The sequence below is a fragment of the Burkholderia sp. MR1-5-21 genome (assembly GCF_053427715.1).
In genome coordinates this window covers 296,926-322,013 of record NZ_JBSAXD010000002.1, presented here as the reverse complement: position 1 = coordinate 322,013, position 25,088 = coordinate 296,926, and the positions used below count along the sequence as shown (strand labels likewise).

Here is a 25,088-nt window from a genome sequence, read left to right as displayed (position 1 = left end):
AAGGGCAAGCCCGCGGGCTTGCCCTTTTGCCTTATTGGCCGTCCGGCACGATTCGCCGGCGCCGGGTGACGATCACCGGCCCGTTGCTGCTGCGCGATTCCGACGGAGCGGAAGAGGCCGGCTGGTCGCCGGTATCGCGCGGCGCGCCGTAACCTTCGCGTGGCTCGCGCGGCGTGTAGCCCTCGCGGGGTTCGCGCGGCGCGCCGTAGCCTTCGCGGGGCTCGCGCGGGGTGTAGCCCTCGCGCGGCTCGCGCGGGGTGTAGCCTTCACGCGGTTCGCGCGACCCGTAACTGTCGCCGCGCGATTCGCGGGAGCCGCCGTGCGAGCCGTACGGGCTGTGGCCGCCGCCTTCGCGGCCGCCGGGACGGCCGCCGCCGGTGCGCGGGCCGCGCGGACCGCCGCCGCCCGGGCGCGAGCCGCCCGTGTCGAGCTGGATCGTGGAAATCGCACGCTTATAGATGCCTTGCAGACCCACGGGGGTGCGCAGCATCACCAGATACTGGTCGAACGACTCGATGCAACCCGTCAGGCGAATGCCGTTGACGAGATAGATTTCAACGCGCTTACGTTCCTTGCGCGCGGAATTGATGAAGTCGTTTTGCGGATGGGATTCTGCGGGATTGGCCATTGAGATGCGGCAGGAGCCTGCGTCAGAAAATATGTTGTGCGTGTGTGGCGTCGAATCCACAGGATGTTTGTGCGGGATTTTACCTTGTTCGATCCCGCTGCGCGCGCCCGTGATTGTGTCGAACCGTAACCCACTATAGACGGTTCCACGCGTTTCGGCGATCCGGCTAAACGGCCAGCCACCCTGTTACGTCGCGTTACGACTCTCGCAGCGCCGTTGCACCTGCCGCCGCGCCGCTCGATTACAGTCGTCGCGCGCGTCGGCGGAGCCGGCTTATCAGAGATCGAAAACATGAACAAGAGGCGAATGGCAGTGTGGGTCGGGGGTGCAGCGTTGCTGGCTTCCGGCAGTGCGATGGCGGGGCACGTCGACGTCGCGGTCGGCATCGGCTTGCCGGTTGCGCCGGTCTATGCCGAGCCGGCGCCGGTCTATGTGGCGCCGCAGCCGGCGGTGGTCGCCTACCCGGGCTACGGATACGGCTACGAAGGCGATGACGACGACGAGCACTATCGCAAGTGGCGCAAGCACTACTACAAGCATTGGCACCGGCATCACGACGACGATGACGATTGAGCGACGCCGACGTGACGCATGCATCCGGCGGCCTCGCGACACGCGTGCCGCCGGCGTGCCTCAGAACTTGTAGTCCGGATTCTTCGGATCGAACGCGGTGTCGTCGAGCGTCGCCGGCGCGATCTTCTCGATGACGATGCGCTCGAAGATCCGTCCGTCGTTGTCATACGATTCGACGGTCCGGAAATAGGGCGCGTGCAGGTCGAGCCCCAGGATTTCCTTCTTCGCGTAGAACTGCGGCCGACCCGTCGGCGTCTCGTAGGTGAGGGCGACGACCCGCACGCCGTCGACCGTCTTCGCTTCCACATGGGTCGGGCGCTCGACGGCCGCTTCGCGGTACTTCTTCCCCTCGGTCAGGTACAGGTTCGCGATGAATTCGGTGCCGAGATCCTTCACCTGGTGATTCGATTGCGCACGCGCAAGCGCGCCGTCGATCGCCGTCCACAGCGGCAGCTTGCCGAGCAGCCCGCCGAGATGGCCATACATCTCGTCCTTGCGCAACGTCGAGTCGTAGATGATTTCCTGGCCGGCATGCGCGCCGTCCGGCAGCCATTTCGCGTAGACCTTGAGCGGTTCCCGCGTGGTCTTGACGAGCATGTGATCGGGCGTGTCCGGCCACTTCCCGCTGATGCGTTCCTGGCGGCGCATCGTGAACTGATACGCCGGATAGCCGATCGGCCCGGTGCTGATGTATTCGGGCACGGCGAGCGGGTCGAGCGCCTTGAACAGCGCGGTGAGTGTCGCGTCGTCGAGCTTCGCGAGCGCCCCTTGCTGCGCGGCGGTCCGCAGCCATCGTGCCTGCTGCGCGGCGCTCGCGCGGGCCACTTTCGCGAGGTCGGCCGGCAGCGCTGCGGCGTCCGGCGCCGCACTCGCCGCCGTGGCGGCCTCCTGCGCGTGCACGCCCGCCTGTGCCAGCGCGAGCACGCCGGCGATGGCCGCGGCGGCCGCGTGCCGGCGCAGCGGCCGCTTCGTTCGTTCGTTCATCGGCTGCGTCTCCCGGTGCGATGGATTCAGCCGTGCGACGCCGGCTTGCGTTTGGCGAGCTCCTCGTCGCGCAGCGCGCGGCGCAGGATCTTGCCGACGTTGGTCTGCGGCAGCGCGTCGCGGAACTCGACGAATTTCGGCATCTTGTAGCCGGTCAGGTTCTTGCGGCAATGCGCGAGCACGTCGTCGACCGTGAGCGACGGGTCGCGGCGCACGACGAACACCTTGATCCGCTCGCCCTGCACGTCGTCCGGAATGCCGATCGCCGCCGCTTCGCTGATGCCCGGATGCATGACGAGCACTTCCTCGATCTCGTTCGGATACACGTTGAAGCCCGACACGAGGATCATGTCCTTCTTGCGGTCGATCAGCCGCACGAAACCGTGCTCGTCCATCACGCCGATGTCGCCGGTGCCGAGCCAGCCGTCGGCGTCGATCACCTTCGCGGTTTCGTCGGGCCGCTGCCAGTAGCCGCGCATCACCTGCGGGCCGTGCACGCACAGCTCGCCCGGTTCGCCGATGCCGGCCCACGTGCCGTCCTCGCGCCGGAAGCGCACGACGGTCGACGGCGCGGGCAGGCCGATCGACCCGCTGAATGCGGCCATGTCCTGCAGATTCACGGGGTTCATCGTGACGATCGGCGAGCATTCGGTCAGCCCGTAGCCCTCGACGACCGGCCGGCCCGTCACCTGCTGGAAGCGTTCGGCGACCGCGCGCTGCATCGCCATGCCGCCTGCCATCGCGAGCTTGAGCTTCGAGAAGTCGCGGCTGCGGAATTCCTCGTTGTCGAGGAACGCGTTGTACAGCGTGTTGATGCCGGTGATGCCCGTGAAGGTCTCGTGGCGGATGATCTTCATCACCATCTTCGTGTCGCGCGGGTTCGCAATCAGGATGTTGCGCCCGCCGAGCCCCATGAAGATGAACGCGTTCACGGTCAGCGAATAGATGTGATAGAGCGGCAGCGGCGTGAGCACCGTCTCGATGTCGCCCGAGACCTGATCGGCGATCCATGCCTTCGCCTGCAGCAGGTTCGCGATCAGGTTGCCGTGCGTGAGCATCGCGCCTTTCGCGACACCCGTCGTGCCGCCCGTGTATTGCAGGAACGCGAGATCGTCGCGCGTGAGCGGGACGGACTGCGGCTTGCCGCGCGCGCCGAGCGCGAGCGCCGAGCGCAGTGGCACGGCCTGCGGCAGGTGATAGGCGGGGACGAGCTTCTTCACGTGCTTCAGCACGAAGTTGATGAGCCGGCCCTTCGCATTGAAACCGTCCGCAAGCAGATCGCCGAGCGCGGTGACGATGACGTTCTTCACCTGCGTTTCCGGCAGCGCGTCCTGCAGCGTGCGTGCGAAGTTCTCGAACACGACGATCGTCTGCGCGCCGCTGTCCTTCAACTGATGCGCGAGTTCGCGCACCGTGTAGAGCGGGTTCACGTTGACGACGATCGCGCCGGCCTTCAGCGTGCCGAACAGCGCGACCGGATACTGGAACGTGTTCGGCAGCATGATCGCGACGCGGTCGCCGGGCTTCACGCCGACGCTCTGCAGGTACGACGCGAAGGCCGCGACCTTCTGCGCGAGCGTGCGATAGGTCATCGACGCGCCGGCGCTCACGTACGCGACGCGGTCCGCGAACTGCGTCGTGCATTCGTCGAAGAACTGGACGAGCGACGCGTACTGCGTGACGTCGATCTCGTGCGGTACGCCGGGCGGGTACGACGCGTACCAGATGCCGTCGGTGTTCGGCGGCACCTGCGCCGCGGCGGGCGCTGCGGAAGCGGACATGGTTGTCTCCTGAATCCTGAATCGTAGTGCTGAATTGTGATGATCATGCAGCGCGACGCGCCCCGTTAGGGGCGCCGCTGCGCGCGGGGCGGTCAGTTCGCGTGATGCAGCGTCGCGTCGTTGGCGGGTGCATCGGCCGGGGAATCGGCCGACGAATCGGCAGGTTCGGCGGCGGGTTCAGCGGGCAGGTCGTTCGCCACGTCGCGCGCGCCCGCATCGTCGAGCACCGCCGCGAAGATCGCGAGCTGCGCGCTGTCGGGCATCGGCGCCTTCAGCGCGGCGACGATCAGCGACGACAGCCGCGCGATCATCTGCACGTCGTTCATCGTGCGGCCCTGCGAGAACTCGTCGATCAGGCTCTCGGTCTCGGCGCCCGCGAGCGCACCGGACAGCGCGCCGATCGCGAAGTGCAGCCGCCAGCCGAGTTCGGTGCGCGGCAGGTTCGGCAGCGCGCGCTGGAACGCGTCGAAGAAGCGGCCCGCGACGCTCGCATAGTGCGCGGTCAGGAAGTTGCGCACGAACGGCGACGGATCGGTGTACGCGCGGCCGATCAGCCGCAGGAACGCACGGCCGCCGCGCTCGGGGTCGCGCGACGCCTTCAGCGCCGGGATGAACATCGCGCCGAGCACGTGCTCGCAGGTGACGTGCGTGCCGATCTGCGCGTCGAAGCGGTCGAGGATCAGCAGGCGCTCCTGGTTGAGCTGGTCGAGCCGGCGCGACAGCATCGCGTGGATCAGCGCTTCCTTGCTGCCGAAGTGATAGTTGACCGCCGCGAGGTTGACCGCCGCGCGCGACGTGATCTGCCGCATCGACATCGCTTCGAAGCCGTGTTCGATGAACAGGTCCTCGGCTGCGTCGAGAATGCGCGCTTTCGTCCCGCCGGCTTGCCGGCTGCCGGCCGGCCGCCCAACAGATGGCCGTCCCACCTGACCCACTGCCATGTTCCGCCTCCCATGCCGGTCGCCCGGCCGCGAACAACAATCGATTCAAATTTGTAATTCAAACAACTGTTTTTATTAAGATAAAAAAGCGCACGCTTAGCGGGCAAGCGTTGAATCTGGACAGAACCCTCTAGATCGATGTGCAAACGCGGAAAGATCGCCGTGTGGCCCTTGGAGGTCGGGCCGCACGGCATGATGCGCCGCATCAACCGGTGCGCTCAGCCGACGCTGCTACGCGTATTGACGGATTGCGTCATGTCGATGCCGCGCCGTTCCGGGCTGAACAGGATCAGGACCGCGATCACGACCGCGACGACGCCGCATACGAGCGCGAGCGCGAGGCTGTAGTTCTTGCCGTGCGATTCCGCGAGCGACGCCTGCATCGTCGCGTTGCCGGACGCGAGCAGGTTGCCGAGCTGGTAGACGAAGCCGGGGAAGGTGGCGCGGATCTCGTCGGGCGAGATCTCGTTCAGGTGCACGGGAATGATCCCCCACGCGCCCTGTACCGAGATCTGCATCAGGAACGCACCCGCGGCCAGCAGCAGCGGGCCGCTCGAGAATGCCCACAGCGGCAGCACCGGCAGCGCGATCAGCGCGGCGATGAAGATCGCGCGGCGGCGGCCGATCTTCTCCGAGACCGTGCCGAACGCGAGGCCGCCGACGATCGCGCCGATGTTGAGCACGATCGTGATCCACGACACCGTATGCGGATCGAAGTGATGCTGCTCGCGCAGGAAGGTCGGGTAGAGGTCCTGCGTGCCGTGCGAGAAGAAGTTGAAGGCGGTCATCAGCACGACCGCGTAGATGGCGAGCTTCCAGTTGTTCTGCAGCGTGGTCACGAGGCTCGGCCGCGGGCGCTCTTCCATCTGCTTCCAGGCCGGCGATTCGGGCACCTTCGCGCGCACGTACAGCACGAGCAGCGCGGGCAGCACGCCGACCATGAACATCCCGCGCCAGCCGATGTACTGGTACAGCACGCCGAACACGATCGATGCGACCAGATAGCCGCTCGGATAGCCGGCCTGCAGCAGGCCGGACACGACGCCGCGCGAGTGGGTCGGCACGGTTTCCATCGTCAGCGCGGAGCCGACGCCCCATTCGCCGCCCATCGCGACGCCGAACAGCGCGCGCAGCACGAGCAGCGACGTGAGGCTCGGCGCGAAGCCCGACGCCAGCTCGATCAGCGAATAGCACGCGATGTTGACCATCAGCGTCGGCCGGCGGCCGAAGCGGTCGGCGAGCCGACCGAAGATCAGCGCGCCGAGCGGACGCATCGCGAGCGTCAGCGTGAGCGCGACGGTGACCTCCGTGATGGTCGAATTGAATTCGGCCGCGATGTCCTTCAGCACGAAGACCATCAGGAAAAAATCGAACGCATCGAGCGTCCAGCCGAGGTAGGCGGCGATCGTGACGTTGCGTTGCTCGGGGGTCCAGCTCATGGCCGAGGTCTCCTCGTTGGCGCGCGCCCTGACGGTTCGCATACGCGTGCCGCCCGGCAGGCGCGCGGCGCGGGGGCATTCAACGAGTGTAGGTCGCGGCATTGCGTGATGTGGCCCGCGATACGGCCGAATCGGGAATAATCCCTACGAAATGCATTGTTGCCGGAAGCGAAACGCGCACGCGCCGCCCATGCGGACCTCGGTTGTCGTGTGCCGGAAGGCGCGGTGTATCGTTTTTGTAATGTAATCGCGCGCGAGCGCACCGAATCAGGAGTCCGGATGACTGCACTTCCCGCGCTCGAGACCGCCCGTCTGCAGCTGCGCCCGCGCGTGCTCGCCGATCTCGACGCGTGTCTCGCGATGGACCGCGATCCCGACGTCACGCGGCATATCGCCGGTCCGTGGCACGACCCCGTCGAGCATCGCCGCTTCGTCGAACACCGGATCACGCGCGACTATCCGCCGGGGCTCGGTTACTGGTCGATCGTCGAGAAAGCGGCGCCGGACACGTTCGTCGGCTGGGTGTTGCTGATTCCCGACTACGCCGATGGCGCACACGACGTCGAGATCGGCTGGCGGCTCGTGCGCACGGCGTGGGGGCGCGGCATCGCGAGCGAAGCCGCGGCAGCGGTTGTGCGCCACGCGTTCGACACCGTGCGCCTGCCGCGCGTGATCGCCGACATCGCGGCGGCCAACGCCGGTTCGCTGAACGTCGCCCGCAAGCTCGGGATGCGGCGTGTCGGCGTCGTGCAGGACGGCATTCCGTACGCGCGCCACCGGCTCGAGCGCGACGACCTGCGCGTGTAGCGCCGAGCGAGAGGAGCGGGCAGCGGGCCGGCCACAGGTGCGTCCGCGGTCGTCAGAAATCGTCAAACCGGGGCAGCCGAGGGATGCGCGGTATTAACGGCGCGCGCGATCCGGAGTATCGTTGCCGGAATTTCGTTACATAGGGTACGACCATGGCACTCGGCCGCGATGTTCATCTCATTCCCGTCAAGCTCGAAGCGCTGCGCCCGACGCAGATGACGGTCGGCTATCGCGAAGTGAAAGCGAAGCGCAAGCACTGGAAGTCGCTCGGCAAGCGCGAGCGCAAGGCAGCGATCGATTCGCACTGGTTTCCCGCCGTCGTCGGTCCCGGCGGGCATCACTTCATCACCGATCACCACCATCTCGGCCTCGCGCTGATGGAGGAAGAGGAGAAGAGCGTGAAGGCGATGCTGCTGAAGGATCTGTCCTGGCTCGACGAGACGATCTTCTGGCGGATGATGGAGCACAACCAGTGGGTGCATCCGTTCGGTCCGGACGGCGCGCGCCGCGATTATGCGCATCTGCCGACGGGGCTCACGGGGCTCGAGGACGACCCGTACCGCAGCCTCGCGGGCGAGCTGCGCACGGCCGGCGGCTATGCGAAGGACGCGACGCCGTTCAGCGAATTCCTGTGGGCCGACTACCTGCGGCAGCACGTGTCGCTCGACCAGATCCGCAAGAACTTCGACAAGGCGCTCGATGCCGCGCTCAAGCGTGCGCACGAACAGGATGCGCGCTACCTGCCCGGCTGGTCGGGCGTGATCGTCGTGAAAAACTGACCCGACCGCCGCGCCATGCCGACTCCGCAACCCCGTCTCGACGCCGGCCCGCAGCATGCCGACCACTTCGCCGCGCTCGACGCGGCGCCGCCACCCCGCGCGCAGCGCATCGGCCGCGACGCGCTGGCCGGCGTGTCGATCGCGGGGTTGCTGATCCCGGAAGCCGTCGCCTACGCGGGGCTGGCGAACCTGCCGCCGCAGGCCGGCCTGATCGCGCTGCTGTCGGGCCTCGTCGTCTACGCGCTGACGGGCAGCAGCCGCTTCGCGATCGTGTCGTCGACGTCGTCGTCGGCCGCGGTGCTCGCGGCCACCGTGTTCGCCGAGTCGGGGCTGGGGCTCGCCGCGCAGCTCGCGCTGGCGGCGGCGCTCGTCGCGATGACGGGCGTGCTGTTCATCCTTGCGGGCGCCGCGCGGCTCGGCGGCATGTCGGATTTCGTCGCGCGGCCCGTGTTGCGCGGCTTCACGTTCGGGCTGGCGGTGACGATCGTCGTCAAGCAGCTGCCGAAGATCCTCGCGGTCAAGGTGCAGCACAGCGATGCGCCGCGCGTCGCGCTCGACCTGATCGTCGGCGCGCCGCACGCGAACCTCGCGAGCGTCGCGCTCGGCGGCGGCGCGCTCGCGCTGCTGTTCCTGCTCGGGCGCCGCTCGCGGGTGCCGGCGACGCTCGTCGTGATCGTGCTGTCGATCGCGGCCGGCTACCTGATCGACTGGCAGCGCTACGGCATCGCGATCGTCGGCCACATCGACTTCGAGCACGTCGCATTCGGCCTGCCGTCACTCGATCGCAACGCGTGGATGCAGACCACCGAGCTGGCGTTCGCGCTGATGCTGATCCTCTATGCGGAATCGTACGGGTCGATCCGCAATTTCGCGCTGAAGCACGGCGACAGCGTGTCGCCGAACCGCGACCTCGTCGCGCTCGGCTGCGCGAACCTCGTGTCGGGGCTGTTGCACGGAATGCCGGTCGGCGCCGGCTATTCGGCGACGTCCGCAAACGAGGCGGCCGGCGCGCAGTCGCGCTTCGCCGGACTGTGGGCGGCCGGGGTGATCGCGCTGATCGTCTGGCTGCTGCTGCCGCAACTGGCGCGCACCCCCGAACCGGTGCTCGCCGCGATCGTGATCTTCGCGGTCAGCCATTCGCTGCATCCGACGGTGTTCAAGCCGTACTGGGTCTGGCATCGCGACCGGCTCGTCGTGATCGCCGCGGTGCTCGCGGTGCTGGTGCTCGGCGTGCTGCACGGGCTGCTCGCCGCGATCGGCGTGAGCTTGCTGCTGACGCTGCGCAAGCTGTCCGAGCCGAACGTCAGCGTGCTCGGCCGGCTGCGCGACAGCCACGACTTCGTCGACGTGTCGATTCACGAGGATGCGAAGCCGGTGCCCGGCGTGCTGATCGCGCGGCCGGAGGCGCAGCTGTTCTTCGCGAATGCCGACCGGATGCTGAACCGCGTGCGTGCGCTCGTGAAGGCGGCGAGCGACACGCACACGGTGATGCTGAGCCTCGAGGAGACGCCCGACGTCGACGGCACGACGATCGAATCGCTGCGCACGCTCGCCGCGGAATGCGCGGCGCGCGGCCAGCGTTTCGCGATCGTGCGGCTCAAGCTGCATGCGTTGCATGCGCTGCAACGCGCGGCGGACGACACGCTGCGCGCCGACGCAATGTCGGAGCTGAGCGTCGACGAGAACCTGCAGCAACTGCTGGCGGCAGGCGGCGCTGCGACAGCGCGCGCCTGACGGGATTCAGCCCGCTTCGGGCACGTCGAGCACGTCGAGCACGTCGAAGCGGTACGCGATCTCGAGCGGCCGCGCCGGGTCGAGCGTCACCGCGGTCGCGACGCCGCGCGCATTGATCGGGTTCGGCGCGAGCGACGCATGGCAGCCGAGCTCGAACGCGCTTGCGACCGGCTCCACGCCGACGCACAGGTTGCGGCCGTTCCATGGCGCATACGCGCGGCCGCGATTGCTGATCCACAGCAGCAGCGACGGCAGCACGGCCGCATCCCACGTCAGCCGGTATGCGGCGCCGGCGACGTCGTCGTGCAGCGTCACGCCGCCGTCGATCCCGCAAAGCTGCACGATTTCCTCGGTCGCGTCGTCGAACGGCAGCCGGTCGAACGCGCGGTGACCGCCGCCGGCGAGCGGCACGCGGTCGAGCGTCTCGAATGTCGCGCCGGACCGGCCACGCGATACGCCGGGTTCGGGGCCGCCGGGATGGACGATGCCGAACCGGAATGCGCCGGGATCGATGCGCAATGCGCCGGCGAGCGCCGGCAGCGCGAGATTCGGATGCAGGCCGGCGGGGCGGCGCGCGGCCCTGCGCGCGTCGATTCGCAGCATGACGTCGAGCGCCGGGCGCCGCGGGTCGGCGCGGATCGTGCGCGTGACGCGCGCAATCGGCGAGCCGGCCGGATAGTCGAGCGCGATCTCGATGTCGTGCGACGTACGCCGCACGCAAGTCCAGTCGGCGAAGCAGCCGTAGCCATGCTGGAGATCGTCGCTCGCGTCGAGCGGCGCGTCGTGCGTGGCGACCGGCGTCGCGACCGCGTGGCGCCAGCCGTCGGCGAGACCGTCTGGCGCATAGGGCACGCCGAACGGCACGCACGCGAATTCGCTGCGCATCGCGCCGAGCAGGCCATCGTGCCGCGCGTCGGGTTCGCCGAGCCACGGCGGTTCGTAAAACGGGCGGACGACGCGCGTGCCGCTGTTGAAGGTGATGCCACCGAGCATGCCGCCGCGTGCATGCACGTCGAATGCGCCGTGCGCCCATTCGAGATGCCAGACTGATTCCATGAGGTCGATGCGTGAGTGCAGGGGTCGTTGGGCGGCGTGCCGCCGGTCAGTTTTCTTCTTCGCGCCAGCAGGTGCCGTGCCGCGCGAGCAGCGCGCTCGCCGGTGCCGGCCCCCAGCTGCCGGCCGCGTATGGTCTCGGCTCGGGCGAGCGATGCGCGGTGCCGTCGAGAATCGGCGCGACCCAGCGCCACGCGGCTTCCTGCTCATCGCGGCGGACGAACAGCGCGAGACGTCCGGCAATCACGTCGAGCAGCAGCCGCTGGTAGGCTTCCATCCGGTTCTGCTGGAAGAAGCGGTCGAACGCGAGATCGAGGTGTACGCCCTGCAGCGACATCCCGAGCCCCGGCTGCTTCGCGAGCGTGCTGAGCCGGATCGACTCGTCGGGTTGCAGGCGGATCGTCAGCCGGTTCGAGCCGGGCCGCAGCGCGGCGGCGCCGAGCGCCGAATGCGGGACCGTCCGGAAGTTGACGACGATCTCGGCCACGCGGTCCGCGAGTCGCTTGCCGGTGCGCAGGAAGAACGGCACGCCGGCCCAGCGCCAGTTGTCGACCTCGGCCTTCAGCGCGATGAAGGTTTCGGTGGTGCTGTCGGGCGTCACGCCCGGTTCGTCGTGATAGGCGGGCACCGCGCTGCCGCGCACCGCGCCCGCGCGATACTGGCCGCGCACGACGCTGCGCGGGATCTCGTCGGCAGTCAGCGGCTTCAGCGCGCGCAGCACGCGCAGCTTCTCGTTGCGCACCGCGTCCGCTTCCATCGATTGCGGCGGCTCCATCGCGATGATCGCGAGCAGTTGCAGCAGGTGGTTCTGCACCATGTCGCGCAGCGCACCGGTCTGGTCGTAGAACGGGCCGCGGCCGCCGACGCCGAGTTCCTCCGCAACGGTGATCTGGATGTTGTCGATCCATTCGCGCCGCCACAGCGGCTCGAACATCACATTGCCGAAGCGCAGCGCAAACAGGTTCTGCACGGCCTCCTTGCCGAGGTAGTGGTCGATCCGGTAGATCTGCTCCTCGGTGAAGATCGTGCCGACCGCGTCGTTGATCGCGGCCGACGACGCGAGATCGTAGCCGAGCGGCTTCTCGAGCACGACGCGCGACGATGGCGGCGCGAGGCCCGCGGCCGCGAGCGACCGGCAGATCGGCACGAACAGCGACGGTCCCGTCGCGAGATAGAAGATGCGGCGGCCGGGCATCGGCTCGAGCCCGTCGCGCAGGTGCGCGAACGCGTCCGGCCGGCTCGCGTCGAGCTCGACATACGCGAGCCGTTCGACGAAGCCGCGCCACGCCGCGTCGTCGAACGACGCGCGGTCGACATGCGGGCGCACGGACGCATCGACCCAGCGCAGGTAGCCGGCATCGTCGAGCGGATTCTGCGCGACCGCGACGATGCGCCCGGTTTCCGCGAGCAGGCCGTCACGATGCGCGGCATACAGCGCCGGCAGGATCTTGCGCATCGCGAGGTCGCCCGTGCCGCCGAACAGCACGAACGTGAAGGCCGACGGATCGTGCGCGCCGGACGCTTGGGCGGCGTTCATCGCGGCAGTCCTGCGGCAACGCTCGACGCATCGAGCAACGCCGCGACCTCGGCGGCCGTCGGCGCGTACGCGCCCGGATGCGCGCATGCGACGGACGCGCACGCGGCCGCGTAGCGCAGATGTTCGGCGGCCGGCGCGTCGGGGCGCATAAGCAGGCTCGCCATCCAGCCGCCGACGCTCGCGTCGCCGCAGCCGACGGTGTCGGCGACGTCGGTCGGGAAGGCCGGCTGGAACAGCGTGTCGTCGCGATGGAACAGCTGCATGCCGGATGCGCCGCGCGTGACGAGCACGGCCGCATCGGGCGCCCACGCACGCAATTGCGCGAGCGCGGCGGTCTCGTCGAGTTCGGGGAACAGGCCCAGCAGGTCTTCGTCGGACACCTTGATGTAGTCGGCGAGGCCCGCCAGCCGGCGCAGCGTTGCGCGATACGACGGCGCGGCCATCGGTGCGCGAAAGTTCGGATCGAACGAGATCCGCTTGCCGGCCGCGCGCGCGGCCTGCGCGATGTCGATGAGGTGCGACGCGAGTGGCTCGCGCACGACGCCGAGCGAACCGACGTGCACGATCTCGGCGGTATCCAGCGAGCCGGCCGGCAGCGCAGCCGGGTCGAACGCGAGATCGGCGCTGTTCTCGCCGATGAAGAAGTAGTTCGGCGGCTGCTTCGACACGACCATCGCGAGGAACGGCGCGCGGTCGACCTGCCGCATGAAGCGCATGTCGAGCCCGGCCTCCGCGCTCTTGCGGATCAGCTCGTCGCCAAAGATGTCGCGGCTGACCGTGCCGGCGAAGCCGGTCGGCACGCCGAGGCGGGCGCCGACGCGGGCCACGTTCCAGCACGAGCCGCCGGCGACGCTGTGCCAATGCTGCGCGTCGTCGCGGATGAAGTCGGTCAGCGCTTCGCCGAATACGACCAGGCGGGGGAGGTTAGTCGTCATGTCAGAGCTTCACGCCGCAGCGTCGCGACGTGCCTTGTAGCGGTTGATCAGCTGGTTGGTGGAGCCGTCGTGCGATTCGACGGGGTCCGGTTCGCCGAGCTCGCGCTCGATCGCCACCGCGAGCCGCTTGCCGAGCTCGACGCCCCACTGGTCGAACGAATTGATCTGCCAGATCGCGCCTTGCACGAACACCTTGTGCTCGTACAGCGCGATCAGCGCGCCGAGCGACGCCGGGTCGAGCCGGTCGATGCAGATCGTGGTGGTCGGGCGGCTGCCTGCGAAATCGCGATGCGGCTCGCCGGCCGCGCGCGAGCCGTTCATCAGCGCTTCGGACTGCGCGAAGCAGTTCGCGACGAGGATGTCGTGGTGTTCGTCGAGCGCGTGCTGCGGTTGCATGCAGACGATCATGTCGGCGGGAATCACGGCCGTGCCCTGGTGCAGCAGCTGGAAGAACGCGTGCTGGCCGTTTGTCCCCGGTTCGCCCCAGATCACGGGGCCGGTCGCGTAATCGACGCGCTCGCCCGCGAGCGTCACCGATTTGCCGTTGCTTTCCATGTCGAGCTGCTGCAAGTACGCGGGCAGCCGGTGCAGGTAGCGGTCGTACGGCGCGATCAGGTGGCTCGTCGCGCCCAGGAAGTTCTGATGCCAGATGCCGATCAGCGCGAGCAGCGCCGGCAGGTTGCGCTCGAGCGGCGTGTCGGCGAAGTGCCGGTCCATCGCGTGCGCGCCGTCGAGCAGCGCTTCGAACGCGTCCATGCCGGTCTGCAGCGCGATCGGCAGGCCGATCGCCGACCACAGCGAATAGCGGCCGCCGACCCAGTCCCAGAACTCGAACATGTTGGCCGGATCGATGCCGAACGCGGCGACGGCGTCCGCGTTCGTCGACACGGCCACGAAGTGCCGCGCGATCGCGGCCTCGGGCGCGCCGCTCGCGAGCAGCCACGTGCGCGCGGTGTGCGCGTTGACGAGCGTTTCGCGGGTCGTGAAGGTCTTCGACGACACGATGAACAGCGTCGTCTCGGGATTCGCGCGCTTCAGCACCTCGGCGATATCCGCGCCGTCGACGTTCGACACGAAATGCATCGTGAGTCGCTCGTGCGCATACGGCTTCAGCGCTTCGCAGACCATCTTCGGGCCGAGGTCCGAGCCGCCGATGCCGATGTTGACGACATCGGTGATCGGGCGGCCCGTATGGCCGCGCCATGCGCCGTCGCGCACCGCATCGGCGAAGCGCCGCATCTTCACGAGGACGGCCGCGACCTGCGCGGCGACGTCCGTGCCGTCGACGACGCGCGGCGCGCTCGAACGGTCGCGCAGCGCGACGTGCAGCACCGCGCGATGCTCGGTCCGGTTGATGCGCTCGCCGGCGAACATCGCGTCGCGCCGCGCCTCGACGCCGCTTGCGCGGGCGAGCGCGACGAGGCGCGCGATCGTCTCGTCGACGACCGGATGTTTCGAGTAGTCGACGAACAGGCCGGCTGCCTCGAGCGAGAAGCGCGCGGCGCGGCGGGTGTCGCGCGCGAACAGCTCGGGCAGCGGGATGCCGGCCAGCGTGTCGCGATGGTCGGCGAGGGCGCGCCACGCGGGCGTATGGGTCAACGGAGTCATGGTCGGGTGACTGGGTTCGGATTCGGGAGGGTCAGTGCGGAGCGCTCCAGCCCTTGTAGCTCTTCACGTTGTCGCGCGTGATGAGCGCAGGCTCGATCAGGATCATCGGATTGGCGGGCTTCTGGCCGTTCATGATCCCGTAGCCGACGTTGACGGCCTGTTGCGCCATCGCCCACGGGTCCTGGCTGGACGATGCCTGCACGAGCGTGTTCGACTTGAGCGCGGTCTCGATGTCGGGCGCGCCGTCGACCGACGTGATCACGATGCCGGTGCGGCTCAGCTGCTTCGCGGCGAGATCGCTGCCGACCGCCTGCGGATCGTTGATTGTGAACAGGCCGTCGAGCTTCGGAAAGCGCGTCAGGTAGCCCTGCATCACGTTCATCCCGCCTTCGCGCGAGCCCTTGCCGTCCTGGTCGCTCGACAGCAGCTTGATGCCCGGGTTCTTCGCGAGCACCGACTTGCAGCCGTTCACGCGATCGATCACCGCCGACACCTGCGGGCCGTTCTCGATGATCACGTTGCCCTTGCCGTTCAGCTTCTTCGCGAGGTAGTCGCACGCGAGTTCGCCGGCCTTCACGTTGTTGGTCTGCACGGTCGCATTCGCGCCGGCCGCCGCGACGTCGACCGCGACGACGGTGATGCCGGCCGCCTGCGCCTTCTTCACTGCCGGCTCGATCGCCTTCGGATCGGCGGCGTTGAGCAGGATCATGTCGACGTGTGCCGAGATGAAGTTGTCGATCTGCGTGAACTGCTTGTTCAGGTCGTAGTCGGCCGACACGGCCGTGACCTTCGCATTCGGGTTGATCTGCTTCGCGCGCGCCTCGGCGCCTTTCGCGATCGTGACGAAATACGGGTTGCCGAGCGAACCGACGGTGATGCCGATCGACTTCAGCGGCTTGTCGGCCGCGTGGGCGGCGGATGCCGCGAAGGCAAGCGCGCAGGCGATGCCGGTCAGGACAGCTTTGTGTTTGAACATGTCGTTGTCTCCGTGAGGTCCGTTGGACGGCGGGCGCAGGAGGACCTGCCTGCGCCCCGATGGATGAGCGGGTAGGGCGGCGTGAGTCAGGTGCGGGCCGAATCGCGCTGGCGGTAGCGGTCGAGCGCGACCGCGCCGATGATCACGAGCCCCTTGATGATGTATTGCCAGATGTCGGAGACGCCGAGCAGCACGAGCCCGTTGGTCAGCACCGCGATGATCAGCGCGCCGATCAGCGTGCCGACGATCGAGCCGACGCCGCCGACGAAGCTGGTGCCGCCGAGGATCACCGCGGCGATCGCGTCGAGTTCGTACGACTGGCCGAGCTGCAGGCCGTTGGCCGCATAGAGCCGCGCGGCCGACATCACCGCGCCGAGGCCGGCGAGCAGGCCCGACGCCGCATAGACGAACAACTGGATCGCCCGCACGTTGATGCCCGACAGGCGTGCCGCTTCCGGGTTGCCGCCGACCGAGTAGATCCGCATGCCGAGCACCGTGCGACGCAGGATGAACCACGATGCGACGATCACCGCGCCGGCGATCACGACGAGCCACGGCACGCCGAGGATCGTGCCGTTGCCGATGAACGCGAACGGCAACTGCGGGTTGAAGATCGTCGTGTCGTTGCCCATCAGGCGCGCGACGCCGCGCACCGCAGTCAGCGCGCCGAGCGTGACGATGAACGGCGGCAGGCGCAGCAGCGCGATCAGCCCGCCGTTGATGACGCCGAACACGAGGCCGACCGCGAGCGCGGCCGGCACGCCGAGCCAGCCCCAGTTCGGGATGTTCGACGCGAGCAGTGCGGCGACTGCCGCGGCGGCGAGTACCGAGCCGACCGACAGGTCGATGCCGCCCGTCAGGATCACGAACGTCATCCCGGCGGCGAGCACGATGTTGATCGATGCCTGCTGCGTGACGATCGACAGGTTCTGCAGCGTGAAGAAGCCGTCCGTCAGCACGCCGAAGCCGATGCACAGGATCAGCAGGACCGGCAGCATGCCGGCGGTGCGCATCAGCGACTGCATGCGGGCGCGATGATCGGCGACGCGCGCCTGCGGTGCGCGGTCTTGTGCCGGATGGGCCGGCGCGGAGACGAGGTTCCGCTGCTTGGTCGGGTTGATCATTTCGGTAACCTAAGTGTAAGGTGGAAAATGAGCGGCGGCGCTCAGTGCGCGTCCGCCAGTTCCGTTTGCGAGCCGGTTGCGAGCGCGATGATCGCTTCCTGCGTGATCGGCGCATCGCTGTAGCCGCCGAGTTCGCCCGCGATCTCGCCTTCGCGCATCACCAGCACGCGGTCGGCGACGCCAATGATTTCCGGCAGTTCGCTCGAGATCACGATCACGCCGACACCCGCGCGGGCGAGGTCGTTGATGATCCGGTAGATCTCGGATTTCGCGCCGATGTCGACGCCGCGGGTCGGCTCGTCGAGGATCAGCACGCGCGGTTTCGTTTCGAGCAGCCGCGACAGCAGCACCTTCTGCTGGTTGCCGCCCGACAGCGCGCCGACGTTGACGTTCGCGTTCGGCACGCGGATCGACAGCGACGAGATTGCGCCGCGCGCGCGTTCGGCGCCGCGCCTGAGGTCGAGCTTGCCGAGCCGCGCGTCGCGGCTGCACACCGAGATGTTGATGTTGTCGCGCACGCTCATGTCGAGGAACAGGCCCTGGCGCTTGCGGTCTTCGGTCAGGTAGACGAGGCCCGCGTCGATCGCGTCGCGCGGCGAATGCGCGCCGAAGGTCTTGCCGTCAACCGTCACGTCGCCGCGCGTGCGCGGTTCCGCGCCGAAGATCAGGCGCGCGAGCTCCGTGCGACCGGCCCCCACGAGCCCCGCGATGCCGAGCACTTCGCCCGCGTGCAGGTCGAGGCTGCAGCCGCGCACGCGGCCGCCGTCCGCGACGTCGCGCACCGACATCAGCAGGTGGCCGCGGTCGTACGGCGCATGTTCCTTCTTGTAGAAGCCGGAGATGTCGCGGCCGACCATCATGCCGACGAGACGCTCGGCCGACAGCGACGCACGGTCGAGCGTGCCGACATAGGTGCCGTCGCGCAGCACCGACACGCGGTCGGACAGCTCGTAGATTTCCGCCATCCGGTGACTGATGTAGATGATCGCGAGGCCTTCCTCGCGAAGCTGGCGGATCAGCCGGAACAGGTGTTCGGTTTCGCGCGACGACAGCGGCGTCGTCGGCTCGTCCATCACGAGGATGCGTGCGCGGGTATGCACGGCGCGCGCGATCTCGACGAGCTGCTGCTCGGCGATCGACAGCGTGCCGACGAGCGTCTCGGGCCCGAACGGCGCGCCGAGGCGCGCGAGCACGTCCTTGCAGCCGCGCGCCATTGCCGCGCGGTCGATCGTGCCCCAGCGGCGGTTGCCGCGCCGCAGTTCGCGACCGACGTAGATGTTTTCGGCGACGGTCAGGTTGGGCGCCAGGCACAGCTCCTGGTAGATCACGGCGACGCCGGCGTCGCGCGCGGCGAGCGGGCCGTCGACGTCGATGCGTGCGCCGTCGATCAGGATCTCGCCGCCCGCATCGGCCTGGTATGCGCCCGACAGGATCTTCATCAGCGTCGACTTGCCCGCGCCGTTCTCGCCCATCAGCGAATGGATCTCGCCCGGATAGACGGTCAGGCTCACGTTGTCGAGCGCGCGCACCGCCGGGAACGTCTTGCTGATCCCGCGCATCTCGAGCAGCGGACGGGGCGACTCAGATCGCGACATGGTTGACCTCCTGCGATTCCGCGCTCGCACCCTTGAGGATGCCGGCCCGCGGGGAGAAGTTGAAGAACATCGGCAGCGTCGCGGCGCCGATCGCGCCGGCGTCGGCGCCGAACGTGCCGCGCACGAGCGTCGGCGTGCCGCGCGCTTCCGGCGCGGTCGCGACGAGTGCCGAGCGCAGGCGGGTCGTGACCGCGTCGATCAGGCCCGCGTCGGTGTCGGCGTCGAGCACGACGACCGGCGCGTCGACCACGCACAGCACCGCGCGCAGCGCGGGGGCGAGCGCATCGACGCAGTCGTCGATCCATTCGTCGACGGCGGGCAGGCCGCGCGCGATGCAGGCCTCGAGGTCGGCGCGGTTGTCGACCTGTTCGCCGCTGTAGCGCAGATGGCGCACGAGCGCATGCAGCGACGCGCGCGCAAGCAGGATGTCCCACGGGCCGCGCGGCGGCGGCGCCGACGGCAGCCGGCTCGGCGGCACCGGCATCACGCCGATGTCGCCGGCGTTGCCGGTGACGCCGCGCAGGCAGTCGCCGTCGATCGCGATGCCGCCGCCGATCGCCGGGCCGATGAACAGGTAGATGAAATCGTCCTGCTGGCGGCCGAAGCCGTAGAACAGTTCGGCGATCGCGGCGGCGTTGCCGTCGTTCTCGCCGAACACCGGCAGCGACAGCGCGCGCCCGAGCTCGCTCGCGAAATCGACGTCTTCCCACGGGCGGAACGTGTCGGGGGCGAGGCCGAGTTCGCGCATCCACGCGCCGAGGTTGTACGGCTGCGCGACGCCGACGCCCGTCAGGCGCTCGCGCTCGTGTGCGGGAAGGAGGGCCTGCATCGCGCCGATGTCGCGCCGGACGATCTCGAGGACCTCGGCGGGCGGCGGCAGCAGGGTGTCGTGCGTGACGCGGCCGAGCACGTCGCCGTCGAAGTTGACGAGCGCCGTCTCGATGCGCATCCGGTCGAGGTGGACGCCGATGCCGAACGCGCCACGCGGATCGAGACGGATCAGCGACGCGGGCTGGCCGCGCTGGCCTTCGACGCGGCGGCCGGTGAACTCGATCAGCTTCGCGTCGGCGAGCGACGCGATGATGCTGCCGACGGCCGTGCCGGTCATGTTCGCGAGGCGCGCGAGATCGGCCTTCGACGCGCTGCCCGCGCGGCGCAGGGCCTTCAGCAGCAGGCGCTCGTTGTAACGGCGCACGTTGGCCGAATTGCTTCCCTGGCCGATGTGCGGGCTTCGCATGGTGTCTCCTTCCATGGGGCGCCGGTCGGTGGCGCATTAAATAAATCACGTTGATTTATTTAACCGCGCGGAGAGCGGAATGTCAGCCTAGGGAAATCCCGGGCATGCGAAGCAGGTGAGCGCGCAGGGCGGTTCCGGGAGGTGCCGGGGGCGGCCGGCGAATGTCCGGCGGGGCGGCGGCGTGCAGCAGGCGATACCCGGCACGATCGAAAAGGCGCGATGACCCCGTTCGCGTTGGTTTGCCCACCGCGATTCCGACGTCGAGTCTGAATCCTGACTCGCGTCACATGCGAATTTCCGGATGGGGCCGGCAATGGCGGTCAGTCGTTGGGCCTGCCTCTCGAGAGCCCCAGTTCCTCCATCAGGCCATGTTTCCTGATCTTCTCGTAGAGCGTGCTCTTCGCGATGCCGAGCTGCTGCGCGGCCCGCGTCACGTTGCCCAGGTTCTGCCTCATCGCCGCCCGGATCGACTGGATCTCGGCGTCTTCGAGGGAGCGGGGCGGCGCGGACGCGGAAGGCGGCGACTCTTGCGACCTGGCGTCGGTGCCCGGAACCTCGGCCTGGCGCCTGGCCGCCATTTCAACGGGCAGATCCGACGTGGCGATCGTCCGGTCGCGCGCCATCAGTGCGGCGCCTTCGATCGCGTTCCGCAGCTCTCGCACGTTGCCGGGCCATGCGTAGCCGAGCAGGCATTGCCATGCCGCCTCGTCGATGACCGGACGTTCGATGCCGTGGCGCTCGCAGATGACGCCGAGCCAGTGGTCGATCAGCAGGGGCAGGTCCCCCTCGCGCTCTCGCAGTGGCGGGATCGCGATGCTCGTGACCGCGATGCGGTAGTAGAGATCCATGCGGAACGAGCCGTCGGCCACGGCCGTGCGCAGGTCGCGGTGCGTGGCGGCGATGAGCCGGAAGTCGACCTTGCGCGGTGCGCTCTCGCCGAGCCGGTAGAGTTCGCCCGACTCGAGCACGCGGAGCAGGTGTGGCTGGATGTCGGGCGGCATCTCGCCGATCTCGTCGAGAAAGAGCGTCCCGCGATGGGCGGACTCGATCTTGCCCGGCATGCCCGTCTTGCGTGCGCCCGTGAACGCGCCTTCCGCGTAGCCGAACAGCTCGCTCGTCAGGAGGTCACGCGAGAGACTGCCGCAATTGAGCGCGACGAACGGGCCGTCGGCACGGTCGCTTGCCTCGTGGATGCCTTGCGCGAACAGCTCCTTGCCGACACCTGTCTCGCCGTAGAGCAGCACGGGCACGGCTGTGCGCGCGAGCTGCCGGGCTTTCTGCAGCGATTCGCGCAGCGCCTCGCTGTTGCCGACGATCCGCGAGAACGCGGCGCCCGTGCGGGCTGCGCCGCGCAGCGCATCTCCAGGGTCCAGGCCGGTGTGTGGTGCATGCGGCATCGAGATGACGTAGCCGAGCGTGCCGGTTCCATCTTTCACAGCCTCGATCTGCACGCGCCGTAGCCACTCCGGCGTGTGTTCCGATGTGCGGCCTTCGGCAACGGCAGCGACGTCAGGAACCGGAAATGCTTGCTCGAGTCTGGCCGGCCCGCCGAGACGAGCCAGCGTGGCGCTTGCCTGCACGTTCGCCTTCACGAGCCGTCCCTGCTCGTCGACGACGGCCGCCGGATCGGTGCGGCTCAACCGGGTCATGCAGCGCTCGAGCAGCCGGTAGCGGCGCTCGGCGGCAGTGATCGCAAGCCGGCTCTCGATTTGGGCGGTGAGCGAGACGATCAGCGCGAGCGTGTGCTTGCTGTAGGTTTTCGTCAGGCCCGAGATGTCGATCACGCCGAGCAAGGAGGCGTCGAGCGGATCGTGGATCGCGGCTGCCGAGCAGGTCCAGCGTTTCACGCCTTCGCAGAAGTGCTCGGCGCCGTGAATTTGCACAGGGGCGTTGAGACTCAGCGCCGTGCCGATCGCGTTGGTTCCGCTGCTGAACTCGCTCCAGTTGCAGCCAGGTATCAGGCCGACCTCGCCGAGCGGTTCGAGAATGCGCGCATCACCGGCCGACTCGATGATCGTGCCTTCGCGGTCCGTCAGCAGCAGGATGGTTCCTGTCTGCGACAGACACTCTCGTGCCTGCTTGATGAGCGACTGGCTCGCCTGGACGAGCGGGTTGTTTTCCTTGAGCAGATCGAGCAGCCGGTTCTCGTCGACGGGTGGCGGCGCGCCTCTTGCGGCAGGGTCGACGCTCAAGTCGAGGCAGCGGCGCCACGATTCGTCGACCACCTGCCGCACCGTCGCCGCCGGCAATTCTCCGTGCAGCAGCCGCTCCCACGCGGACCATACGTCGCGATCGTGTCCGGGATCCGGCAGCCGGCCGGCCGGGCGAAAGCCTCGCCGCAGTGGCGCATCCTGAACGCTCATCTCCCATTCCCCTGGGGCGGCATGACTTGGCCGCTTCGGGTTTCATCCGAGCATCGGCGGCGCGGTCGGGCGTGCCGCACCGGACCGATCTGCCCGGCCTTCTTAATGCTACTCCGGTTGAAGGCATGCGTTCGACGTCGGCGTTCGATTTTCGAACACTCGGGTCAGATCGGGTGTCCGAAAATCGAACGGTCGGCGCGGCCGGTTTCGCCAGCTGAGCATGCACATACCCGAAATCCGCGGCAATCGGTTGCTCGTCGGGCGCATCGCGCAAGAAAGATCTGGCGCGATAGTTGCTCGCTGAAGAGCAAAGCCGATCGCGCGGGAACAGCTTCCGCATCGGCCAAACTTGGAGCGTGCAGGAGGCTATCATGGGCGCGGACAGAATTTCGTTGAGGATGCAGATCGACAAGTGGTTCGGGCTCGACTCGCGCAAGGCGCTCCACATCCGGCGCATCGGCCCGGCGAACGGCGATGGGGGCCGCTGCGTGAGCGTCGTCGGTCCGTACGCGCAAACCCCGCTGGCGATCGTGTTCTTCCTCCACGGCGACCAGTCGTGGCGCGTATACCCGCCCGAGGCGGAGCGGCCGACCATGAGCAAGCGGCTTTGCGCGGCTTGATGGGGCGGGGCGACGGCGGGAGTTGCATGCGTCGCGCCGAAAGAGCAAAAGGCCGGCTTGAAGCCGACCTTTTGAGACAGATGGTGTCCGGGAGAGGACTCGGTCACACGAGCGCGACCTCGGCCGCGCTTGCAAGCGCAGCCTTTCGAGTCCTCGCGCAAAGTGCGCAGGCACTTTGCTTCCTGGGCTTGAAATGAAAAAAGGCCGGCAGAAGCCGACCTTTTTTAAAAACAGATGGTGCCCAGGAGAGGACTCGAACCTCCACGGTGTTGCCACCGCTAGGACCTGAACCTAGTGCGTCTACCAATTCCGCCACCTGGGCACGTTTCGCTTGTTGCTGCATCGCGAAAGAACGCAATTATAGCGGGTCTGAAGGGGCTGTCAACACTATTTCAGATCGGGAACGAAAAAATATCGATCACGCTATCCGAGCGGTCGGTTGTGGCCCGACGCAACGTGTCCGGAGGAACAGGGTCGCGGGCGTCCACCGGAGCGAATGAAGGGAAGATGTCGTGCGTGGCCGCGGCGGAAGTTGCACGGCGCTCCACGCCGATCGTCGATGCTGTTCGCGGCGCATCGATGAATGCGGCGGGGCGAGTCCAGGATTCGGCAACGCGTATTCGGGCGCGACCGACCGCTGGCGGCGGGCCTCGTCGCTGGACATCAATCGTTCGACGTCCGACTGGGCCGGGCTATTGGTTTTCGTTGAGCATGACCCGTTGCGCAGGCGTCATGCTTCCTGGGCCGGAAAAAGAAAAAGGCCGGCAGAAGCCGACCTTTTTAAAACAGATGGTGCCCAGGAGAGGACTCGGTCACACGAGCGCGACCCCGGCTGCGCTTGCAAGCGCAGCCTTTCGAGTCCTCGCGCAAAGTGCGCAGGCACTTTGCTTCCTGGGCTTGAAATGAAAAAAGGCCGGCATAAGCCGACCTTTTTTAAAAACAGATGGTGCCCAGGAGAGGACTCGAACCTCCACGGTGTTGCCACCGCTAGGACCTGAACCTAGTGCGTCTACCAATTCCGCCACCTGGGCACGTTTCGCTTGTTGCTGCATCGCGAAAGAATGCAATTATAGCGTGACTGGAGGCCCTGTCAACGGCTTTTTTCGGCTGACCGTCGCGCTAGCGAAAACGCTCGGGCAACGGCGCGCCAAGGCGGGCTGCTTGCCGTTTTCGTCACGCCGCTTTCGCGGCGCGCCGCCTCAATCCGACGTCGCGTTGAACACGTCGCTGCCGAACGCCTGCAGCCCGCTTGCGTTCGCGAAGCCGAGATGCGGCACCCCCAGCAGATCCTCGACGCTACGCAGCATCGCGTAGTGGTTGTACGGCGTGTTGCTGACCGTGCCGGGCTTGATCGCCGGCGAAAGCAGCACCGCGCCGGTCCGGCCGCCGCCCGGACCGAGAATGCCCGGCAGCAGCGAATTCGGTCCCGGCATCTCGCCGCAGCACGCGCTCGTGTCGTTGGTGCCGGCCTCGTCGAACGTAATGACGATCAGGCCGTCCTGCTTGTAAGCGGGCGAGTTCATGATTTTCGGAATCAGCGTCTGCAGGAACTGGTTGACCGATGCGAGGCCGCCCGCGCTGCCGTCCGCGCACGGACTGTCGTGCCCGTCGTGGCACAGGTTCGGCGTGATGAACGCGTAGCTCGGCGTCGTCGACGCGCTCTGCAGGTCGGCATCGAGTTGCGACAGGTTGACGACGTGGCTGCCGCAGCCGGCCGGATCGTCGATCACCGCGTGGAAGTACATGAACGGGTCGTGGCGCACCGCGTAGCTGTCTGCGGCCGTTGCCTTCTGGGTCGGGTCCTGCGCGTTCAGCGCCGGGTGTGCGCAGACCGTGCCGCCGTCGCGTGCCGGATCGTTGCCCATGTCTTCCATGTACCCCTTCCACGCGAGGCCCGCGGCCTGCAACTGGTTGCCGATCGTGAACACGTTCGGCGGCAGCACGCACCCGAGGCCCGCGACCTGGCCGTTGCCGTCGAGCGCCGTGCTGCCGAGCCAGTCGGTGTAGAGCTGGCAGTCGGCCTGCGTCTGCGGATTCGGCGCCTGGCCGCTCACCATCGCGATGTAGTTGTCGAGGCTGTTGTGGCCGATCCCGTAGTACTGCGTGAGCAGTGCGCCTTGCGCGGGCAGCGTGCGGGCGAGGTAGGGCGCCGCGGAGGTCGGCCCGAAGGTCGCGTCGTAGCCTTCGTTTTCGAGCGCGACGACGAAGATGTGCTTCGGCAGTTTCGGCGCATCCGAACGGTCGCCGGCAAGCGCGCTGGCCGTGTTGGACGCGTCCGGGCCGTTGCCGGAGCAGGCGGCAAGCAGCAGCGTGGCGAGCGTGAACAGTGCGCTCGCAATGATGGTGCGGAGATTCATGGTGGCGTTCTCGATGC

The 25,088-nt window shown here is 68.0% G+C and carries 20 protein-coding genes and 2 tRNA genes; 5 read left to right on the top strand and 17 right to left on the bottom strand.

What is annotated here, in order from left to right; translation table 11 throughout:
- Positions 1-31: 31 nt before the first annotated feature.
- Positions 32-628, bottom strand: a complete 597-nt coding sequence (gene hfq, locus ACV229_RS04020) for an RNA chaperone Hfq (RefSeq protein WP_448081826.1) — start codon at positions 626-628, stop codon at positions 32-34.
- A 291-nt stretch (positions 629-919) separates the two neighbouring features.
- On the opposite strand from hfq, the gene ACV229_RS04015 reads away from it, so the two are divergent.
- Positions 920-1,201: a hypothetical protein gene (locus ACV229_RS04015; RefSeq protein WP_448081825.1), complete on the top strand. Its 282-nt coding sequence runs from the start codon at positions 920-922 to the stop codon at positions 1,199-1,201.
- Positions 1,202-1,261: 60 nt separating this feature from the next.
- Here the strand turns inward: ACV229_RS04015 and ACV229_RS04010 are convergent, their stop codons facing one another.
- The 4 genes from ACV229_RS04010 to ACV229_RS03995 form a co-directional block, all read right to left on the bottom strand.
- Positions 1,262-2,185, bottom strand: coding sequence for a DUF1571 domain-containing protein (locus tag ACV229_RS04010; protein WP_448081824.1), 924 nt, complete (start codon positions 2,183-2,185; stop codon positions 1,262-1,264).
- Between the two features lie 26 nt (positions 2,186-2,211).
- Positions 2,212-3,966, bottom strand: coding sequence for an AMP-binding protein (locus tag ACV229_RS04005; protein WP_448081823.1), 1,755 nt, complete (start codon positions 3,964-3,966; stop codon positions 2,212-2,214).
- Between the two features lie 92 nt (positions 3,967-4,058).
- On the bottom strand, positions 4,059-4,907 hold the full coding sequence (locus tag ACV229_RS04000; RefSeq protein WP_448081822.1) for a TetR/AcrR family transcriptional regulator: 849 nt from the start codon (positions 4,905-4,907) through the stop codon (positions 4,059-4,061).
- A 218-nt stretch (positions 4,908-5,125) separates the two neighbouring features.
- On the bottom strand, positions 5,126-6,346 hold the full coding sequence (locus tag ACV229_RS03995; RefSeq protein ID WP_448081821.1) for an MFS transporter: 1,221 nt from the start codon (positions 6,344-6,346) through the stop codon (positions 5,126-5,128).
- A 279-nt stretch (positions 6,347-6,625) separates the two neighbouring features.
- Here ACV229_RS03995 and ACV229_RS03990 point away from each other — a divergent pair, with 279 nt between their 5' ends.
- From ACV229_RS03990 to ACV229_RS03980, 3 genes are all read left to right on the top strand, one after another.
- The gene (locus ACV229_RS03990) at positions 6,626-7,153 is read left to right on the top strand and encodes a GNAT family N-acetyltransferase (RefSeq protein ID WP_448081820.1); all 528 of its coding nucleotides are present in this window, start codon (positions 6,626-6,628) and stop codon (positions 7,151-7,153) included.
- 152 nt (positions 7,154-7,305) lie between these two features.
- Complete coding sequence (locus tag ACV229_RS03985; RefSeq protein ID WP_448081819.1) at positions 7,306-7,932, top strand: ParB-like protein; 627 nt, start codon at positions 7,306-7,308, stop codon at positions 7,930-7,932.
- Positions 7,933-7,947: 15 nt separating this feature from the next.
- On the top strand, positions 7,948-9,666 hold the full coding sequence (locus ACV229_RS03980; protein WP_448081818.1) for a SulP family inorganic anion transporter: 1,719 nt from the start codon (positions 7,948-7,950) through the stop codon (positions 9,664-9,666).
- Between the two features lie 6 nt (positions 9,667-9,672).
- Here the strand turns inward: ACV229_RS03980 and ACV229_RS03975 are convergent, their stop codons facing one another.
- From ACV229_RS03975 to ACV229_RS03935, 9 genes are all read right to left on the bottom strand, one after another.
- Positions 9,673-10,722, bottom strand: coding sequence for a hypothetical protein (locus ACV229_RS03975; protein WP_448081817.1), 1,050 nt, complete (start codon positions 10,720-10,722; stop codon positions 9,673-9,675).
- Between the two features lie 46 nt (positions 10,723-10,768).
- Positions 10,769-12,256, bottom strand: a complete 1,488-nt coding sequence (zwf, locus tag ACV229_RS03970; protein ID WP_448081816.1) for a glucose-6-phosphate dehydrogenase — start codon at positions 12,254-12,256, stop codon at positions 10,769-10,771.
- The gene (locus tag ACV229_RS03965) at positions 12,253-13,191 is read right to left on the bottom strand and encodes a carbohydrate kinase family protein (RefSeq protein ID WP_448081815.1); all 939 of its coding nucleotides are present in this window, start codon (positions 13,189-13,191) and stop codon (positions 12,253-12,255) included. Before ACV229_RS03965 ends, zwf begins: the two co-directional genes overlap by 4 nt.
- Before the next feature lie 9 nt (positions 13,192-13,200).
- Positions 13,201-14,799 (bottom strand): glucose-6-phosphate isomerase, encoded by a 1,599-nt coding sequence (gene pgi / locus ACV229_RS03960; RefSeq protein ID WP_448081814.1) that lies wholly within the window; start codon positions 14,797-14,799, stop codon positions 13,201-13,203.
- A gap of 31 nt (positions 14,800-14,830) precedes the next feature.
- Complete coding sequence (locus tag ACV229_RS03955; protein ID WP_448081813.1) at positions 14,831-15,775, bottom strand: ABC transporter substrate-binding protein; 945 nt, start codon at positions 15,773-15,775, stop codon at positions 14,831-14,833.
- 86 nt (positions 15,776-15,861) lie between these two features.
- Entirely contained in the window at positions 15,862-16,899 is a 1,038-nt protein-coding gene (locus ACV229_RS03950; protein WP_448081812.1) for an ABC transporter permease subunit, read from the bottom strand.
- Between the two features lie 41 nt (positions 16,900-16,940).
- The gene (locus ACV229_RS03945; RefSeq protein ID WP_448081811.1) at positions 16,941-18,494 is read right to left on the bottom strand and encodes a sugar ABC transporter ATP-binding protein; all 1,554 of its coding nucleotides are present in this window, start codon (positions 18,492-18,494) and stop codon (positions 16,941-16,943) included.
- Positions 18,481-19,731 (bottom strand): ROK family protein, encoded by a 1,251-nt coding sequence (locus ACV229_RS03940; protein ID WP_448081810.1) that lies wholly within the window; start codon positions 19,729-19,731, stop codon positions 18,481-18,483. Before ACV229_RS03940 ends, ACV229_RS03945 begins: the two co-directional genes overlap by 14 nt.
- Before the next feature lie 320 nt (positions 19,732-20,051).
- Positions 20,052-22,094, bottom strand: coding sequence for a sigma-54-dependent Fis family transcriptional regulator (locus ACV229_RS03935; protein WP_448081809.1), 2,043 nt, complete (start codon positions 22,092-22,094; stop codon positions 20,052-20,054).
- A gap of 371 nt (positions 22,095-22,465) precedes the next feature.
- On the opposite strand from ACV229_RS03935, the gene ACV229_RS03930 reads away from it, so the two are divergent.
- Positions 22,466-22,714: a hypothetical protein gene (locus tag ACV229_RS03930; RefSeq protein ID WP_448081808.1), complete on the top strand. Its 249-nt coding sequence runs from the start codon at positions 22,466-22,468 to the stop codon at positions 22,712-22,714.
- Between the two features lie 235 nt (positions 22,715-22,949).
- Here ACV229_RS03930 and ACV229_RS03925 read toward each other — a convergent pair.
- The 3 genes from ACV229_RS03925 to ACV229_RS03915 form a co-directional block, all read right to left on the bottom strand.
- Positions 22,950-23,036 (bottom strand) — tRNA-Leu (locus ACV229_RS03925).
- A gap of 622 nt (positions 23,037-23,658) precedes the next feature.
- A tRNA-Leu gene (locus ACV229_RS03920) sits at positions 23,659-23,745 on the bottom strand.
- A 168-nt stretch (positions 23,746-23,913) separates the two neighbouring features.
- Positions 23,914-25,071, bottom strand: coding sequence for an alkaline phosphatase family protein (locus ACV229_RS03915; RefSeq protein WP_448081807.1), 1,158 nt, complete (start codon positions 25,069-25,071; stop codon positions 23,914-23,916).
- Between the last annotated feature and the right edge of the window lie 17 nt (positions 25,072-25,088).

Excerpts from the sequence above, each read along its gene's own strand:
- hfq (WP_448081826.1), bottom strand. The coding sequence starts at position 628 with ATGGCCAATCCCGCAGAATCCCATCCGCAAAACGACTTCATCAATTCC.
- ACV229_RS04015 (WP_448081825.1), top strand. The coding sequence starts at position 920 with ATGAACAAGAGGCGAATGGCAGTGTGGGTCGGGGGTGCAGCGTTGCTG.
- ACV229_RS04010 (WP_448081824.1), bottom strand. The coding sequence starts at position 2,185 with ATGAACGAACGAACGAAGCGGCCGCTGCGCCGGCACGCGGCCGCCGCG.
- ACV229_RS04005 (WP_448081823.1), bottom strand. The coding sequence starts at position 3,966 with ATGTCCGCTTCCGCAGCGCCCGCCGCGGCGCAGGTGCCGCCGAACACC.
- ACV229_RS04000 (WP_448081822.1), bottom strand. The coding sequence starts at position 4,907 with ATGGCAGTGGGTCAGGTGGGACGGCCATCTGTTGGGCGGCCGGCCGGC.
- ACV229_RS03995 (WP_448081821.1), bottom strand. The coding sequence starts at position 6,346 with ATGAGCTGGACCCCCGAGCAACGCAACGTCACGATCGCCGCCTACCTC.
- ACV229_RS03990 (WP_448081820.1), top strand. The coding sequence starts at position 6,626 with ATGACTGCACTTCCCGCGCTCGAGACCGCCCGTCTGCAGCTGCGCCCG.
- ACV229_RS03985 (WP_448081819.1), top strand. The coding sequence starts at position 7,306 with ATGGCACTCGGCCGCGATGTTCATCTCATTCCCGTCAAGCTCGAAGCG.
- ACV229_RS03980 (WP_448081818.1), top strand. The coding sequence starts at position 7,948 with ATGCCGACTCCGCAACCCCGTCTCGACGCCGGCCCGCAGCATGCCGAC.
- ACV229_RS03975 (WP_448081817.1), bottom strand. The coding sequence starts at position 10,722 with ATGGAATCAGTCTGGCATCTCGAATGGGCGCACGGCGCATTCGACGTG.
- zwf (WP_448081816.1), bottom strand. The coding sequence starts at position 12,256 with ATGAACGCCGCCCAAGCGTCCGGCGCGCACGATCCGTCGGCCTTCACG.
- ACV229_RS03965 (WP_448081815.1), bottom strand. The coding sequence starts at position 13,191 with ATGACGACTAACCTCCCCCGCCTGGTCGTATTCGGCGAAGCGCTGACC.
- pgi (WP_448081814.1), bottom strand. The coding sequence starts at position 14,799 with ATGACTCCGTTGACCCATACGCCCGCGTGGCGCGCCCTCGCCGACCAT.
- ACV229_RS03955 (WP_448081813.1), bottom strand. The coding sequence starts at position 15,775 with ATGTTCAAACACAAAGCTGTCCTGACCGGCATCGCCTGCGCGCTTGCC.
- ACV229_RS03950 (WP_448081812.1), bottom strand. The coding sequence starts at position 16,899 with ATGATCAACCCGACCAAGCAGCGGAACCTCGTCTCCGCGCCGGCCCAT.
- ACV229_RS03945 (WP_448081811.1), bottom strand. The coding sequence starts at position 18,494 with ATGTCGCGATCTGAGTCGCCCCGTCCGCTGCTCGAGATGCGCGGGATC.
- ACV229_RS03940 (WP_448081810.1), bottom strand. The coding sequence starts at position 19,731 with ATGCGAAGCCCGCACATCGGCCAGGGAAGCAATTCGGCCAACGTGCGC.
- ACV229_RS03935 (WP_448081809.1), bottom strand. The coding sequence starts at position 22,094 with ATGAGCGTTCAGGATGCGCCACTGCGGCGAGGCTTTCGCCCGGCCGGC.
- ACV229_RS03930 (WP_448081808.1), top strand. The coding sequence starts at position 22,466 with ATGGGCGCGGACAGAATTTCGTTGAGGATGCAGATCGACAAGTGGTTC.
- ACV229_RS03915 (WP_448081807.1), bottom strand. The coding sequence starts at position 25,071 with ATGAATCTCCGCACCATCATTGCGAGCGCACTGTTCACGCTCGCCACG.